General features: G+C 67.0%; 12 protein-coding genes and 7 pseudogenes. 5 read left to right on the top strand and 14 right to left on the bottom strand.

Annotation, left to right across the window (positions count from 1 at the left end):
- Positions 1–114 precede the first annotated feature (114 nt).
- The gene (locus FHU35_RS01035; RefSeq protein WP_186459205.1) at positions 115–1,002 is read left to right on the top strand and encodes a helix-turn-helix transcriptional regulator; all 888 of its coding nucleotides are present in this window, start codon (positions 115–117) and stop codon (positions 1,000–1,002) included.
- Positions 1,003–1,561: 559 nt separating this feature from the next.
- Here FHU35_RS01035 and FHU35_RS30110 read toward each other — a convergent pair.
- Positions 1,562–1,693 (bottom strand): hypothetical protein, encoded by a 132-nt coding sequence (locus FHU35_RS30110; RefSeq protein ID WP_281290197.1) that lies wholly within the window; start codon positions 1,691–1,693, stop codon positions 1,562–1,564.
- A gap of 37 nt (positions 1,694–1,730) precedes the next feature.
- A pseudogene (locus FHU35_RS30495) lies at positions 1,731–1,943 on the bottom strand (TSCPD domain-containing protein); the annotation flags it as partial.
- A gap of 44 nt (positions 1,944–1,987) precedes the next feature.
- Between FHU35_RS30495 and FHU35_RS01030 the strand changes: the two are divergent.
- Positions 1,988–2,857 (top strand): annotated as a pseudogene (locus FHU35_RS01030) (IS30 family transposase); the annotation flags it as partial.
- 7 nt (positions 2,858–2,864) lie between these two features.
- Positions 2,865–3,149 (top strand): annotated as a pseudogene (locus FHU35_RS01025) (integrase core domain-containing protein); the annotation flags it as partial.
- 95 nt (positions 3,150–3,244) lie between these two features.
- Here the strand turns inward: FHU35_RS01025 and FHU35_RS01020 are convergent.
- The 5 genes from FHU35_RS01020 to FHU35_RS01005 form a co-directional block, all read right to left on the bottom strand.
- Positions 3,245–4,078, bottom strand: coding sequence for a helix-turn-helix transcriptional regulator (locus FHU35_RS01020; RefSeq protein WP_145735780.1), 834 nt, complete (start codon positions 4,076–4,078; stop codon positions 3,245–3,247).
- Between the two features lie 125 nt (positions 4,079–4,203).
- Positions 4,204–4,965, bottom strand: coding sequence for an SDR family NAD(P)-dependent oxidoreductase (locus FHU35_RS01015; RefSeq protein WP_145735779.1), 762 nt, complete (start codon positions 4,963–4,965; stop codon positions 4,204–4,206).
- Between the two features lie 318 nt (positions 4,966–5,283).
- A complete protein-coding gene (locus FHU35_RS29515; RefSeq protein WP_222429253.1) occupies positions 5,284–5,577 on the bottom strand; it encodes an NAD(P)H-binding protein in 294 nt (97 codons plus the stop codon).
- A complete protein-coding gene (locus tag FHU35_RS30105) occupies positions 5,574–5,735 on the bottom strand; it encodes a Rossmann-fold NAD(P)-binding domain-containing protein (protein ID WP_281290222.1) in 162 nt (53 codons plus the stop codon). Before FHU35_RS30105 ends, FHU35_RS29515 begins: the two co-directional genes overlap by 4 nt.
- 191 nt (positions 5,736–5,926) lie before the next feature.
- Positions 5,927–6,823 (bottom strand): helix-turn-helix transcriptional regulator, encoded by an 897-nt coding sequence (locus FHU35_RS01005; RefSeq protein WP_145735776.1) that lies wholly within the window; start codon positions 6,821–6,823, stop codon positions 5,927–5,929.
- Positions 6,824–6,981: 158 nt separating this feature from the next.
- Here FHU35_RS01005 and FHU35_RS01000 point away from each other — a divergent pair, with 158 nt between their 5' ends.
- A complete protein-coding gene (locus FHU35_RS01000) occupies positions 6,982–7,743 on the top strand; it encodes an SDR family NAD(P)-dependent oxidoreductase (protein WP_145735774.1) in 762 nt (253 codons plus the stop codon).
- Between the two features lie 416 nt (positions 7,744–8,159).
- Here the strand turns inward: FHU35_RS01000 and FHU35_RS00995 are convergent.
- From FHU35_RS00995 to FHU35_RS00960, 7 genes and pseudogenes are all read right to left on the bottom strand, one after another.
- Positions 8,160–9,578: pseudogene (locus FHU35_RS00995) on the bottom strand (IS30 family transposase).
- Positions 9,579–9,722: pseudogene (locus tag FHU35_RS30355) on the bottom strand (transposase); the annotation flags it as partial.
- 46 nt (positions 9,723–9,768) lie between these two features.
- Positions 9,769–10,457 (bottom strand): annotated as a pseudogene (locus tag FHU35_RS29765) (transposase); the annotation flags it as partial.
- Positions 10,458–11,051: 594 nt separating this feature from the next.
- A complete protein-coding gene (locus FHU35_RS29120) occupies positions 11,052–11,207 on the bottom strand; it encodes a hypothetical protein (protein ID WP_186459203.1) in 156 nt (51 codons plus the stop codon).
- Positions 11,208–11,258: 51 nt separating this feature from the next.
- Positions 11,259–13,391, bottom strand: coding sequence for a xanthine dehydrogenase family protein molybdopterin-binding subunit (locus FHU35_RS00970; RefSeq protein WP_145735762.1), 2,133 nt, complete (start codon positions 13,389–13,391; stop codon positions 11,259–11,261).
- Positions 13,388–14,386: an FAD binding domain-containing protein gene (locus tag FHU35_RS00965; protein ID WP_145735760.1), complete on the bottom strand. Its 999-nt coding sequence runs from the start codon at positions 14,384–14,386 to the stop codon at positions 13,388–13,390. The genes FHU35_RS00970 and FHU35_RS00965 overlap by 4 nt, the downstream gene beginning before the upstream one ends.
- Positions 14,383–14,946, bottom strand: a complete 564-nt coding sequence (locus FHU35_RS00960) for a (2Fe-2S)-binding protein (protein ID WP_281290196.1) — start codon at positions 14,944–14,946, stop codon at positions 14,383–14,385. Before FHU35_RS00960 ends, FHU35_RS00965 begins: the two co-directional genes overlap by 4 nt.
- 118 nt (positions 14,947–15,064) lie before the next feature.
- Between FHU35_RS00960 and FHU35_RS00955 the strand changes: the two are divergent.
- Positions 15,065–15,831, top strand: a pseudogene (locus FHU35_RS00955) (aldehyde dehydrogenase family protein).
- Positions 15,832–15,848 lie beyond the last annotated feature (17 nt).

Below are 15,848 nucleotides of genomic sequence, written 5' to 3'. Positions count from 1 at the left end.
CATGTCAGCACCGGAAACCCGCGAGGGGAACGAGCAAGCACGCACCGCTGTACCTGGTACCCGCAGTACCTGCTAAGGCTGCCGGGCGGTCCGTTCCGGGTAGACAATGCAGTCATGAACACCCCGACATCGCTGCGCGAGTTCCTGACCTCTCGGCGCGCGCAGATCGACCCCGCGTCGGTCGGCCTGCCACCTTCGCCGGTCGCGCGCCGGAGCCCCGGGCTCCGGCGCGAAGAGGTCGCCACGTTGGCCGGGGTGAGCGTCGACTACTACGCCCGACTTGAACAAGGACGCATCGGCAACATCTCCGATGACGTGCTGAGCGCGATCGAGAACGCCCTGCGGCTGGAGCCACTGGAACGAGAACACTTCCGATCGCTCGTCGGCGCACCAAAACCGGGCAAGGTCCGCAACAAGCGCGCGGCCAAACCGAAAGTACGCCACAGCGTGCGCGCACTGATCGAAGCGATGGACCCAATACCGACGATCTTGCAGAACCCGCGCATGGACGTTCTGGCCTGGAACCGCTCGGCAACCATCCTGCTCACCGACTTCGGCGCCAAATCCTTCGGCGACCGCAACATCGCCCGCTGGCTGTTCCTAGACCCAGAAGCCCATACCCGCTACCCCGAGTGGGAAGAGGTCGCCGCACCGACCGTCGCAGCGCTGCGCGCAGCCTACAATCCCCGCGTCGCCGACGACGCGCTTGAACAGCTCGTCGGCGAACTGACACTCGGTTCGGAAGACTTTGCGGCGTACTGGGCCGATTACCGGCTTTTCAAACACTCAAACGGGAAGAAGAAGATCTTTCACGATACGGTCGGCGAGATCACCCTCAACTACGAGACACTCGACATCCCCGAGTCGGGGGGCCAGTTCATCTCCACCTACACCGCCGAGGTCGGCTCGCCCTCCGATGAGAAACTCCGCATCCTGCTGAGCTGGGCCGAGACCCCCTTGGACTCGGAGCGGGCGCGGCAGGAGACGACCCAGCAAGACTAGTATCGCGGGTTTGCAGTTGTTGGATGGCTGGCCTTCGCCAGGATGTGATTGGCGGTCTTGGTCCAGACGAACGGTACCGATGATCCAGGTACCGCTTCCCTGAGGCCGGATTGATCGAACCGTCCCACAGTGACTTGCTACAACATCGCGTCACCGGCGTGTCCGCGCTTAGTCCGGTCAGCAGTCCATTGCCGGGCTCGAGCATGGTGAGGGCGTCGCAGGTGTTCCGGGTGGTGCCGATGGTGCCGATGACCGGCGGTGTGCTCCAGCTGCCGCTGAACCGGGCTGCGGATGCCCCACCCCCCGGGATCGGCGTGCCCCGCCCGAGGTAGCGGACGCCGGTCAGCGAAATCGGGAACCCGAGCCGGTCGTGCGGCCTGCGCTTGTCCCGGTACCAGCTCCCTGTCCGCGCCATCACGGAAGGCCTCAACACCGATCACAGTCAACGTAGCGGGACTTCGCCGGAACCCTTAGCGCACGATCTGACACGGATGTTCCTCAAGCCCCCGAATACGACACGTTTGGAATACGTGCACTACGCCAGCTATCCGGGACGATCTCACCCCAGATGAACTGCGATCTCGTGGTTAAGAGCCCCGTCGGTGGTGAGCACGCCGAGCGCCACGCACCGGTGGTGGGGCAGGAACTCCAGGGCAAGGAACCTCGCCAGGTAGTCGATCGGGCTGGTCACGAATTGGATGCCGCTGTCGTCGCCATCCCTGCGGCTCGAACCGCGTGTTCACGAACCTGGCCACGACTTCCTCGAGCGGCATCCCGTAATGCAGCGCCTCGGTGAGCAGCTCACCAAATGCCTCCAACATTCCGTGTCCGAAGCTCCCGTGCTTGGAGTGTGCGATGTGGACATCCACAGGCCGGCCATCGGCATCGGCGGAGACGAACAGCTTGAAATCCGTACCGCCGATCGAGACATCCGTGGTCATGCCCGGCCTCGTCCGGGGAAGACGCTGTCGTACGACAGACACCGGTGCCGGGGCCGGGGACAGCCCCATGGAAAGGCCGGAACAAGCCACGACGCCAGGACAGGCAATGGGCCAATGCCTGGAGCCCAGAGCAGATCCCCCACCGGCTGAAGGCGGACTTCCCGGATGATGAGTCCATGCGCATCTCGCACGAAGCGACCTACCAGGCACTGTACGTCCAGAGCCGCGGGGCGCTCAACCGTGAACTGGTCGCCTGCCTGCGCACCGGCCGAGCGCTACGAGTTCCCCGTTCCCGCGCCAGGAAACGCGGCGACGGGATGGTCACACCCGAGGTGATGATCAGCCGGCGACCCGCCGAGGCCGCAGACCGTGCGGTTCCCGGGCACTGGGAGGGAGACCTGATCATCGGCCTGGACAGCTCCGCGATCGGCACGCTGGTCGAGCGGACCACCAGGTTCACGACGCTGTTGCACCTGCCCCGCATGGACGGCCACGGCACCGAACCGCGTGTGAAAAACGGACCCGCCCTGGCGGGCCGCGGCGCCGAGTCTGTTCGAGACGCGATCGCCTCGACCATCGCCACCCTGCCCGAACAGCTACGCCGATCGTTGACCTGGGATCGCGGCAAGGAAATGGCCCAGCACGCCCAGCTACGCATCGACACCGGCATCCAGGTCTACTTCGCCGACCCGAACAGCCCCTGGCAACGCGGCACCAACGAGAACACCAATGGCCTGCTGCGCCAGTACTTTCCCAAAGGTGCCGACCTATCCCGCTGGAACCGCGATGAACTCGACGCCGTCGCTGCCACTCTCAATAGCAGGCCACGCAAAACACTCGGCTGGAAACACCCGCCGAAGCCCTCAACCATCAGCTAGTCGCTCCAACAAGCCGGTGTTGCGACAACCGGTTGAACCCAAGCAGTTTCGCTCGACGAAGTTCCGGCGCCTGCTTCGCCAGCACGAGTTGTCCGGCTCGATGGGCAGGGTTGGCGCCTGCGGCGACAACGCCGCCATGGAATCGTTCTTTTCCTTGCCGCAAAAGAACGTTCTCAACACCCAACGGTGGAAAACCAGGGAGGAACTCCGGCTGGCGATCGTGTCCTGGATCGAAACCAAGTACCACCGCCGGCGACGCCAACGCCGCGTCGGCAAACTCACCCCAGTCGAGTTTGAGACCATTTACACCGCCGCTTCAGCGGCCTGACACCACGCAAACCCGAGTGTCAATCAAAGTCTGGGCAGCCCCAACTCACCATCGCCGCTATCATCCTCTGGCTCCGATGACTTACAGGACAGAACCTAGGCGCCGACGGCACCCGCTAGTTCTCGCAACTGGTGCTGCCCGTTTGTCCCGGGTGCCGCGGTGAAGACCAGCAGACCGTGCGTCTGGCCTGCACTGAACAGGAGCTGACATTCGAGGTCGACAAGTCCCACCCCCGGATGCCGCACCCGCTTCCTGTAACCCTCGTGGCGCACGTCGATTTCGTGCATGCCCCACAGCGTGACGAACTCTTGGCTCAGGTTGAGCAGAGAGGTGACGACGCGCTCCGGGAAAGACCCTGTGCCCTCCTGGATGCAGGCCGTGCGCAGCTGGGACGTGAACGACCTGCTGTGCAGAGCGTGGTCGCGCTCCGGGTAGATGCGGCGGGTCTCGGGACGAGTGAACCACCGGTACATCAGACTGCGCTCCAGGCCCTCATAGACGCTCTCGTCACCGAAGAGTTCGAGGGAGAGCGGGGTCTGTGCGAGGGTTTCCCCGCTCGGGGTGACGATCTGGGCGGGGCTGCCTTGAAGCAAGTCCAGGAGACGCGACAGGCCAGTCGAGCTGCTGTTCTCTAAGGGTTCGTGGGCGGGTGCCTGCCGGCCCGCCAGGAAGAAGAGGTGATCACGCTCTCGCGGTGAGAGCCGCAGGCTACGGGCGATGGCGCCAAGTACCGTCTCGGATGGCACCGGGCCGCGGCCCTGTTCGAGCCGGGCATAGTAGTCGGTCGACATCTCGCTGAGTGCGGCGACCTCTTCGCGGCGCAGCCCGGGTGTTCGTCGACGAGGCCCGCCGTGGAACAGGCCTACGTCCCCGGGCTGGATCGCCTCGCGGCGGCTCCGCAGGAAATCAGCGAATTGCTTTCGATCCACGCGCTCAAGTATCCACCAGCCCATCTCGCGGGCGCTCGGCCAACTCAAGCATCAACGGCGTCCGCAGGCCGGCCAGGATGGTCCGCAGCCGCAGACTGCGGACCATCCGAGGTCGTCACAGGGCCTCAAAGACGCATGCCGCCCGATACCTCGATGCGTTGGGCCGTGATCCAGCCGCTTCCGGGCTGCAGTAGCGCCACGATCGCGCCTGCTATGTCCTCGGGCTCGCCGACCCGTCCCAACGCGGCCTGGCCGGCAATCACCTCACGGAACTCTGCGTTGTCGCGGATCGCCCCGCCACCGAAGTCCGTGGCCACTGGTCCTGGCGCGACGGTGTTGACACTGATGCGGCGAGAGCCCAGTTCCTTCGCCAAGTAGAGGCTGTAGGTGTCGACCGCGCTCTTGACGGCGGCGTAGACCGACACCGTCTCATTGACGATCCGGGTCAGCGCAGTGGACACGTTGACGATCCGGCCCCCGTCGGCGAGCAACGGCAGCAGCGCTTGAGTAAGGAAGAAGGTGCCCTTCAGGTGCACGTTTACCATGAGGTCGAACGCCTCTTCCGTGGTCTCGCCGACCGGCGTACGAATGGTGCTACCGGCATTGTTGACCAGGAAATCGAACGTGTCACGGCCCCATCGGGTCTCAAGCTCCCGGCGGACGGACGCGGCGAACGCGGCGAACGCGCCGAAGTCGGTCGTCTCCAGATGCAGGGCGACTGCTCTGCGGCCGAGCGCTTCGACGGCTTCCACGACGGACGTGGCCTCGTCCTTGCCCGACCGGTAGGTGATGATCACATCGACGCCGGACTCGGCGAGCTTGAGCGCCGTGGCTCTTCCCAGGCCACGGCTTCCGCCGGTGATCAGACAGATGGCACTGCTACTCATGGATGGTCTCTCCTCTTGTCCTGCCGTAGGATCCCTCCCTCTGCAGGGGAGTTGTTCGCGGGAACCTGCTGCCGTCGATGCTTCACCCGGGGCTGCAGGGGGTGAAGGCACAATCCATCCGGGGACAAAAAATCCCCCTCCCCTGTTCTCGTCGAACGCCTGCCAGTCCTGCGCTGACGTCGTGTCGACTGATCTGCCGAACCGCCACGACCAGATCCGCTGCATTCACAGCGTCCCCTGCCGACGACTCGCCGTCGGTGAGCTCGACGATCACGCGGCTGAGCGTGGGCTCGTGCAGCACAGCGTCGATGAAGGCGGCTACGTTGTCGCGGCGCACCTCGCCGTACTCGATCGCGAGGCCAGCGGACCCGACACCGAACCGTCGCCCGGCTCGTCACGCAGAGTGCGGGGGCGCACGAAGACCCAGTCGAGGTCGGTGTGGGACAGGTGCACGTCCGCGGACTTCTTGACCCGCATGTAGTGCTCGAAGCCTTCACCGAGCTCACCCCCACGTGCCGCGTCGGGGAATACCGACACGAGCACGAACCGCGAGATACCGGCCCGGGCCGCAGCCGCCTTCACGAGCCCCTCGCCATCGATGAGCGTGGTCATGTCCGGCCGGTGCCGGGCGCGCCGGCTGAGAACACCACCGCGTCGTGGCCCACCAGCTTTCCCGCGAGTTCCTCGACGCTGTCGGCGATCAGGTCGCCGGCGACCGGTGTTGCCCTGTTCGCCGCGATCGTCTCGGCCTGCTGCGGGTCGCGGTGCATGCTCGTCACTCGGTCGCCACGGGCCGTCAGCAATGCTGTGAGGGTCGTCCGATCCCGCCCGCTGCACCGATCTGGAAGATGTTCATGATCAGTCCATTCGAGTCGTCTCAGGGGCAGGCGGCGCGACCTAGCGGGCTGCCCGTTCTCGGTCGCTCGTGCTCGGTGCGCGTCCGGCCAGCGAAGCATCGCAGTCAATCGACCTCCGATTGCCTCTGTCCGGCCTCGCTCTCCACTTGGTCCTCCTCGGTGAATGAGGTGCCCCAGCTCATGAGGATGCTGAGCTTCTCAGCGGCAGGCGAGCCGACGTCGGCGGTGTAGGTCGAGAGGAACTGGCCGTCGGAGTCGGCGATGTGGAGGGTCTCGTAGTTCAGCGTCATCACCCCGACGGTGGGGTGGAAGATGCGCTTGGTGCCGTGGGCGTGCTTGAACAGGCGGTAGTCGGCCCAGTAGCGCGCGAATTCCTCCGAGGTCACCGAGAGCCCTCCGACCAGCTTCTCCAGCGCCTCGTCTGGGCGGCCCGGATTATGTGCCGCACGTAGTGCGGCGACCGTCGGCGCAGCGACCTCTTCCCAGTCGGGGTACCGGGTGCGGTTGGAGGAATCGAGGAACAGCCACCGAGCAATGTTCCGGTCGCGGGCGGGCATCGCTCCGAAGTCGGTGAGCAGGATCGAGGCGGCTCGGTTCCAGGCTAGGACCTCCATACGCGGGCCCTGGAGTGGCGCGGGAAGCGGATCCATCGCCTGGACCAGGGCGCGCATTCCGGCTCGGACCTGCGGCTTCTCGGGCCGGCGCGGGCGCGTCCGCGCCGGCTGCGGGCTCACGAGGCTGCGCAGGTGCTGACGCTCCAGAGGGTCAAGTCGGAGCGCGTCCTCGATGGCTGTGAGGACTTGGTCGGAGACGTTGCCGATGCGGCCCTGCTCCAGCCGGGCGTAGTAGTCCACGCTGACCCCGGCCAGCGCGGCCACCTCCTCGCGTCGCAGGCCACGGCCCCAGCGTGGGATGGCCGACGGCGGCAGCCCCACCGATTCCGGATCGATCTGTGCGCGGCGCGATGTCAGGAACTCGCGCAGCCCGCTCGACGTCGTCATGCCTCCGTTCTGCGCGCGGTGGCCAGGCGATGTAGGGCTTAGCGCGTACTGCCAATACCAGTTCCAGAGGTGCGCACCATCTGATTCCGCCGAGAGTGCCGGGCTGACATGGATCTCGTCAGCAGCCGACACATCGCAACCGAGCAAGGAACAACACCATGACTGAGAACCTGACCGGAACCGTCGCCCTGATCTCCGGAGCGTCCAGCGGCATCGGACGCGCCACCGCCCGACGCCTCGCCGGAGCGGGCGCCGCCGTCGCCCTCGTCGCCCGACGCGCCGACCGGCTCGACCAGCTCGCCACCGAGGTGCGTGCCGCCGGGGGCACTGCACTGGTCATCGCCGCCGACCTGACCGACGCCGACGCCGCGACCACCGCCGTCGAGCGCACCGTCACCGAGCTCGGGCGGTTGGATACCCTGGTCAACGCCGCCGGGGTCATGCTCAACGGCGCCTCCGACGAGGCACCGCTCACCGAGTGGGACCGGATGGTCGACATCAACCTGCGCGGCTTGATGTACGTCACCAAGGCCGCGCTCCCGCACCTGCTCGCCGCCGCGAAGAACAGCCCGCGGTCGGTGGCCGACGTCGTGAACATCTCCTCGGTCGCCGGCCGGTTCGCCGCCCCGACCATGGCCCTGTACAACGCGACGAAGTTCGCCGTGACCGGCGCGACCGAGGCCTGGCGGCAGGAGTACACCACCCGCAACCTGCGCTTCTCCGTGATCGAGCCCGGTCGCACCGAGACCGAGCTGTTCGACCAGAAGGACAACTCCGGTGCCGACTTCACCGGCGCGTTCGGGAAGGTTGAGGGGCTGCACGCCGAGGACATCGCCGACGCGATCGGCTACATCGTCACCAACCCACGCAGGGTAGCGGTCAACGAAATCGTCATCCGCCCCACGGACCAGCAGCCCTGACCACGGCCGGGCACCGCGTCAGGGATGTCGATGGCGGGCCGGTCTCGACGGCAGGGGTTCACTAGACGGCGAGCGGAGCGCAGTCGGTGCAGCCCTCGACACTTCCGCCGTAGAAGGTCGCAGGATCTGCCTCGTTGTAGGGAACCCCGCGGTGCATCCTGTCGATCAGGTCGGGGTTGCCAGCCGGGCACGACCGAACGAGACCAGGTCGGCCCCCGCGCCCCCCGACGGGAATCGAGTCCGTCTCAACGACGCTGCGCCTTCCGGCAGCGTGAGGCCCGGGGTCCGCCCTCATGGTGTCCTGGCAGTTGTCGATCGACCAGCCGACGATCTTGCGGCTGAACGTGTCCATCACCGCACAACAGTAGACTTTTCCTTCTCGTGCTTGGGTTCCGGCAGTCGTCGCAACGGTTGATCTACGCGGTGTCCAGTAAAGCAGCCAGGCATTCGGCGAGCGTGTCCCAGTCGAGTGTCTTTCGGGGGCGGCCGTTGAGTTCCTCGGCGACGGCTTTCAGCGCGTCGGGGTTGTACGACGCAAGGTCAGTCCCGCGGGGGAAGTACTGGCGCAGGAGGCCGTTGGTGTTCTCGTTGCTGCCGCGCTGCCAGGGTGCGCCGGGGTCGGCGAAGTAGACGTCGATGTCGGTGGCCGTGGTCAACGCGCGGTGTTCGGCCATCTCGGCACCCTGGTCCCAGGTCAGGGTTCCTCGCAGCGACTTGGGCAGCTGGCTGAGGGTGGTGATCAGGCTGTCACGCACGGCCTCGGCGCTTCGTTCGCGACCGAGGTGCGCGAGCATCACGTAGCGGCTGGATCGCTCGACCAACGTCGCGATAGCTGACCCTCCTGCCGCACCGATGATCAGATCACCCTCCCAGTGGCCCGGTACGGCTCGAGCGTCGGCGGCCGCGGGCCGCTGGCTGATGGACTTCATCGGCTCGACAAATCGCGGACGGCGGGCGCCTGGCTTCCTGCGCGGTTTGCGGGATACCCGCCCGCGTCGCAACTGCTTGCCAACCTCGCGCCTGAGCTCACCGTGGGCGTGAACGTAGATCGCTTGGTAGATCGTCTCCGTGCTCACGCGCATCTCCGGCGTGACCGGGAAATCCTTGACCAGTCGGTTGCTGATTTGCTGCGGCGACCACTTCTTCCCCAGCTTCGCTTGCACGTACGCCCGCAGCTTGGCTTTGGCCACCAGCTTCGCCGGCCGTGGACGCGCCCGCCGCTGCACCGACAGCCGATGCGCAGTTTGGGGCAGGTAGCCGCGCGTGGAGACGGTATTGCGTCGCAGCTCGCGACTGATGGTCGAGGGAGAGCGTCGCAGCTCGGTGGCGATCTGCCGGATCGACATCCCGGATCAACGCAGATCCTTGATCTGCTCGCGTTCGAGCAAGCTCAGATAGCGGGGGCGGATGAGCTTTTCGACCTCGTTCAGATCGATGCTGCCGCCTATGGCGCGCATTCTGCGCTCGGGGATCACGTCATCCATTTTGGACTCCGGGTAGCGCACCACATGGCCATCGGGGTAGATGCGGCCCCGGTTGATGACCGTGATGCCCTTGTCCCAGTCCGTTGCGGATCGCGCATCGGCACCGACGCGTGCCCGAGCCTCAGCCCGGGTCAAGCCCTCCGCACGAAGTCGCAGGAACTCTTCTCGGCGAGGATTGACCTTACGCGCCTCGCTGGTACGAATCCCGGCCTTGCGCGCCCACGCATAGCAGGTGACCCGCGTGAAACCCAGCTCCCGCGCCACCGCCGACACGTTCGGATTCTTCGCCAGCCGCCGGAAGAACTCCTCCTTGTCCGCCTTCGAGTACTTCCGCGGCGTCGCCCGCTGCATCGTCAGCCCAGCCTGGCGAAGCCAGGTGTAAGCCGCATCCTCATGTACTCCGGCCGCATTCGCCGTCGCACGAACGGTCCCGCCCCGATCCACGAGATCGAGGAACCGCTCCTTCCGTTCCTTGCTGTACTTCGAACCAGCCATCGCCACCACTTCCAGTAGGTGTTGCGACGACTGCTGGAATCCAAGGGGTGGGATGTTCGGAAATATCGGTGACCCACAACTCATTGGGCGAGAGCCGATGGAACTTCCGATGGACGAGATCGTCCGCTGTGGCACTGCCTTTCAACCGCTTGACCTTGACCGGACCTGGAAGGCCGGCGACCCCGGCGAGCCGCATCAGTTCGCCGACCAAGTTCACACTGACCGCGATGCCCATACCGCGTGTCAGTTCGGCGTGCACACGACGGGACCCGTAGGTGTTGCGTGAGGCCTCGTGGACCTCCCGGATCAAGCCGGTCAGCCACTGGCGGCGCATCGTCGTCGGCGACATCGGGCGGTTCTTGAACTGGTAGTAGCCGGGGCTGCTGACCCCGAGCACGCGGCAGCAGACCTTGACCGGGTGTCCGGCATCGACGAGGCAATCGATCGCCGGGTGAATCCTTATGGGTCGGGACGGTCTTCCCCGAGAGATTTCGCGGCCTTGCGGAGGATCTCGACTTCAGCCTCGAGCTGCCGGATGCGCTTGTTGGCCTTCGCCAGCTCGGCATTCTCACGGGTGGTGGTCCCGGGGCGCTCGCCGCGGTCGATCTGGTCTTGCCGGACCCAGTTGTGCAGGGCTCCGGCGCTGATGTCCAGCTCCGTGGCAACGACAGTGATCGGCTTCCCAGCACGAACGAGTGCGACGGCCCGAAAACGGAACTCCGGTGGATACGGTCTTTCAGCAAGGCCCGATCTTCACACCGAAACGGGTAAGAAACCCTGGGGCAGGTCAGACCGCCTTTGGGGCCAGTGAACAGACGGGCGTCTGGTTTCCCGTCCAGCGTGGTGAGGCGATGGATCACCAGATCACGGATCTCCGGGATGAGCGGTACGGTTCTTGCTCGCTTGCCCTTCGTCCCCTTGTCGACCAGTCCACCTGGTCCGGTCGTCGTCTGGCGTCGCACCTTCCAAGTCCATGTGCCTGTGTCGATATCGGCTACACGGCATCCCGACACTTCCCCGATGCGCGCAGCGGTGCAAGCGGCGAACCGGACAACATCGCCCCAGCCCGTGTACTGCTCGTGAGAGCGCTCGACCAACGCATCCGCGAGCCTGGTCAGCGTCTGCCAGTCGGGTAGTGCGAGGCGCGGGGGTCTTCTGGCTCGTCCTCCGCTTTACGGAACTCGGACTGCCACCCCACCACGCGAGCCGGGTTCCGGTCGACGATGGCCGTCACGGAGCGCTTGCTCCATCACGCGTACGAGCACGGCAAATGTGTTCTTGATCGTCGACATGCTGCAGCCATCGGCGATCCAGTCGTGGACGGCGCGGTCAACGACACCGCTTGTGATCATGCGGACCGGTATATGGCCGATAGTCGGGATGACGCGCTTGATCCAGCCCGCCTTGTACGGTTCCGTCCAGCCGGACGACGGCGAGGCCGTCGTCCTCGCCGGTAAGCCGGTCGACGGTGACGTGATCGGTCATGCTCGGCCCCTCGGTGGTGACGGTGCCCGATGCGGTGCCGTGGGTGCCCGATCAGGCCGTGAGGCCGGCCCTGACGCCCTCGATCGTGAACGGCAGGTTGCGCAGCCGCACGCCGGTGGCGTGGTGGACGGCGTTGCCGATGGCCGCGGCGGTGCCGGTGATGCCGACCTCGCCGACGCCCTTGACGCCTGCTGGGTTGAGCCCCTCGTCGACCTCGTCGATCCAGTCGGCCCAGACGTCCCGCACGTCGGCGTGGGCAGGCACGTGGTAGCTGGCGAGATCGTGGTTGACGAAGTCACCGAACTCGGGGTCGAGGTGGCCTGCCTCGTGGAGCGCCATACCGACCCCCATGATCATCCCACCCATGAACTGCGATCGCGTCGTGCGGGTGTTGATGATCCGTCCGGCGGCGAAGGTGCCGTGGAGCCGCTCGACACGCACTTCGCCGGAGTCGATGTCCACCGCCACCTCGGCGAATTGGGCACCGAAGGTGTGCCGAGACAGCGTGGTGCGCTTCGCGAGCGCATCCGCTGAGTTGGCGGTGACCTCGAGGCCACCGCGCGGGACCACGCCGTGCGCCCTGTCGAGCTGGGCCGTGAGCTCGCGCGCCGCGGTAATGATCGGCCAGGTCCAGGACGAGGTGCCCGCGGACCCGCCGGCGGGCGGGGCTTCGCCATAGGTACTGTCGCCCAGGAGCACGGTGACCTGGGAGAGCGGCAGGCCGAACTCCTCCGCGGTGAGCTGGGTCAGTGCCGTGCGCGCACCGGTGCCGATGTCGGCTCCCGCCACCTTCGCCACCACCGAGCCGTCCTCCTCCACGCGCACGGTGGCGACGGCGGGGAACGTGTAGTCCGGGTGCGTGGACGATGCCATGCCGGTCCCGAGCAGCCACCGGCCGCGGCGCCGGGTGCCGATCCGGGGATCCCGGTCACCCCAGCCGAAGGTCCGGGCTCCGAGTCGCAGGCACTCGGCCAGCCCATGGCTGCTCCAGGCCTCGCCGGTGTCCGGGTCCCGCTCCGGGATGTTGCGCAGGCGCAGTTCGACGGGGTCCAGTTCCAGTGCCAGCGCGAGTTCGTCCATCGCGGTCTCCAGCGCGAAAAGGCCTACCGCGTGGCCGGGAGTGCGCACTGGGCCCGGGGTCGGCACGTCGAGCCTGCCGACGGTGTGATGGGTCCGCCGGGCGACCGCGCTGTACAACATCCTGCTGCTGGTGGCGGTGTTCTCGACGAACTCGAAGGATTGCGAGGTGTACTGCGACGCGGTGTGCACCAGCGCCCGTAGCCGGCCGTCGATATCGGCGCCCAGCTGGACGCGCTGCTGGGTCTCGGTGCGGTGACAGGCGAGCGAGAACATCTGCTGCCGGGTCAGCGCGATCTTGACTGGTGCGCCGACGACCTTCGCCGCCAGGGTCGCCGCGACCGGTACGGCCCGCGGGGTGAACTTCGACCCGAACCCTCCGCCGATGTGCTCGGTGACGACCCGGATGTGCTCCGGCGCGAGGCCGAGCAGCGGGGCGAGGATCGTCGTGGTGACGTACGGGGCCTGGTCCGAGTTGTGCAGCAGCAGGTCGTCGCCGTCCCAGCGGGCCATCGTGGCGTGCGGTTCCATCGGCGAGGTGTGGTGCGGGGGAGTGGTGTACGCCGAGTCGATCGAGACGGCAGCCTCGGACAGCTCCTTGTCGATCTCGCCGAACTCCGTGACCGCTCGCTCGTTGAGCCCGTTGACCCACTCGGGTGTGTAGACAGTCGGCCCGTCCGGATCGAGCACCACCGAGTGCGGCCGCTGCTCGTATGACACCTGCAGCTGTTCGGCGCCCTCGCGGGCGGCCTCGGGACTGGTCGCCACGACGATGGCGATCACCTGGCCGTGGAAACGAACCGCATCCGACTGCAGGATCTCCAGCTCCGTGTCGCCCACGGCGCGCAGGCGGGGCGCGCTGCGGTGGTCGATGACTGCCAGCACCTCGGGATCGGCGAGCGTGGCGCTGTCGTCAATGGCGGTGATGCGCCCGGACGCGATGGTGGACCCGACGATCCAGCCGTAACGGACGCCCTTGCTGGGGATCTCGTAGCTGTACCGGGCCTCGCCGGTGACTTTCGAAAGGCCGTCGACGCGCTCGACGGAGGTGCCGACCGTCGATGCTGTGTCGGAGCGGCGCCGGACATCGGTCGGTGTGCTGGTCATCGGGACTCCTCCGCGGCGAGCGAGAGCAGTTCGCTTGTGACGACGTCGACGGTCAGATCAACCTTGAAAGCGTTGTGCTCGGTGGTGCGGGCCGTCGCGAGCTCGGCCCGCATGGCCGACTTGGCGGCCTCCTCGTCGAACCGGGCGCCGAGCAGGGCCTGCTCCGCGGTCCGGGCGCGCCACGGGCGGGGAGCGAGGCCGCCGAGCCCGATCCGCACTGCTGCAACGGAACCTGTGTCGTCGAGTGCGAGCGACACGGCGGTGGAGACCAGCGCGAACGCGTAGGAGGCGCGGTCGCGCACCTTGCGGTAGTTCGACGAGCCGGGCGGCGGCGGGGGCAGCTCGACATCGGTGACCAGCTCGCCGGGCGCGAGCACCGTCTCCTTCTCGGGTGTGTTCCCAGGGAGCAGGTGGAACTCCTCCAGCGAAACGCTGCGTGCGGCACCGTCGACGGTCCGGATGTGGACGACGGCGTCGAGCGCAACCATCGCGACCGCCATGTCCGAGGGATGGTGTGCGATGCACGCGTCCGAGACGCCGATGATTCCGAGGTCTCGCGCAGCGAGACCTCGGCTCGCCGGGCAGCCTGTGCCGGGCTCCCGCTTGTTGCATGGCTTGGAGACGTCCTGGAAGTACGGGCACCGCGTGCGCTGCAGCAGGTTTCCACCCGTGGTGGCCATCGTTCGCAGCTGGCCGGAGGCGCCCGCAAGGATCGCCCGGCTCAGCACGGGATAGCGCTCGCGGACCACTCGATCGCCTGCGACCTCCGCGTTGCGGCTCAGCGCGCCGAGAAGGGTCGAGCCGTCTGCGCGGTGCTCGATCCCGTCGTAGGGCAGGTCCGAGATGTCCACGAGGGCCGCCGGCCGTGCGACGCCGAGCCGCATCAGATCAGTGAGGTTCGTGCCGCCGGCGAGGAAGACGGCCTCCTCCTGCGTGGTGGCGAGGCGCTGTGCCGCGGCCGGGTTGGCGGCGCGTTCATAGGTGAAGGCCCTCATCGCGCGGTCTCCTCGCCGGCGCCCGCTGCATCGAGGACCGCGTCCACGATGCCACGATGCGTCCCGCAACGGCACAGGTTGCCGCTCAACCGTTCGGAGATCTCGGCCCGGGTCAGCGCCGCCGCGGACGGTACTCCGGCGGCGACGTCGTCGGAGACGACGCTCGGCCAGCCGCGGTCTGCCTCCTCGAGCGCGCCGACGGCCGAGCAGATCTGGCCCGGGGTGCAGTATCCGCACTGCAGCCCGTCGTGGTCGAGGAATGCCCGCTGCACGGAGTGCAGGGTGTCCCCGTCCGCCAGCCCTTCGATCGTGTAGATGTCGCGGCCCTCGGCGGCCACTGCGAACTGTAGGCAGGAAACGGCGCGGTAGCCGTCGACCAGGACGGTGCAGGCCCCGCACTGACCGTGGTCGCAGCCCTTTTTGGTGCCGGTCAGTCCGAGACGCTCGCGCAGGGCGTCGAGCAGCGACGTGCGGTTGTCGAGGCGCATCTCGTGCTCCTCGCCGTTGATCCTCAGGGTGAGGGTGGTAGCTGTCGACCTGACTTCCGGCGTGGTGGACACGACATTCCTCTCTGTTGTGTAGGGAACGTTCGACCACATACGAGCGCACACGAGCGCCGGTGATGCTATTTCTAGCTTAGAAACAGCGATTCAGCGAACCGAGGTCGGGAAGTCGATCGTGCGAGCCGCAGCGGGCAATCTCAAGCGGGTCTCGTTGGAATTGGGAGGCAAGTCGCCCAACATCGTCCTGGCCGACGCCGACGCCGACGCCGACGCCGACGCCGACGCCGACGCCGACGCCGACATCGACGCGGCGATCGCGGGCGCTTCGCTGGGGATCTTCTACAACCAGGGCGAGGTGTGCTCGGCCGGCAGTCGGCTCTACGTGCACGAGTCCCAGTTCGACCGGGTGGTGGACGGCATTGCCGAGCAGGCCCGGTCGATCAACGTGGGGTACGGGATGGACCCGGGAACGCAGATGGGGCCGCTGGTGTCCGCCGAGCAGCGCGACCGGGTCGGCCGTTACCTGGAGAACAACCGCGCCGGCGGTGGTCGAGCCGTCGCGGGCGGCAGCGTGCTGGAACGGCCCGGGTACTTCGTCGAGCCTACCGTTATCGCAGACCCGGATCCCGACCACCCGGTGGTGCGCGAGGAGATCTTCGGCCCTGTCGTCGCGGCATTGCCGTTCAGCGACCTCGATGACCTTGCTCGCCAGGCCAACGACACGGTGTACGGCCTGGCTGCTGGGGTATGGACCGGGACGTGTCCGCGGCGCACACGCTGGCGAAGCGGCTGAAGGCCGGGACGGTGCACGTGAACACGTATCACGTGTTCGGAGCCGAGCTGCCGTTCGGCGGCTACAAGCAGAGCGGATGGGGCCGGGAGAAGGGCGACGAGGTGCTGCAGCAGTACCTCGAGACCAAATCCGTCGTGATCGCGCTCTGAGCGCTGAACCGCGCCCT

The organism is Saccharopolyspora dendranthemae (assembly GCF_007829955.1).
Classification (GTDB): domain Bacteria; phylum Actinomycetota; class Actinomycetes; order Mycobacteriales; family Pseudonocardiaceae; genus Saccharopolyspora; species Saccharopolyspora dendranthemae.
The sequence above is the reverse complement of the archived record's forward strand: the minus strand, read 5'-3'. Positions and strand labels throughout refer to the sequence as shown.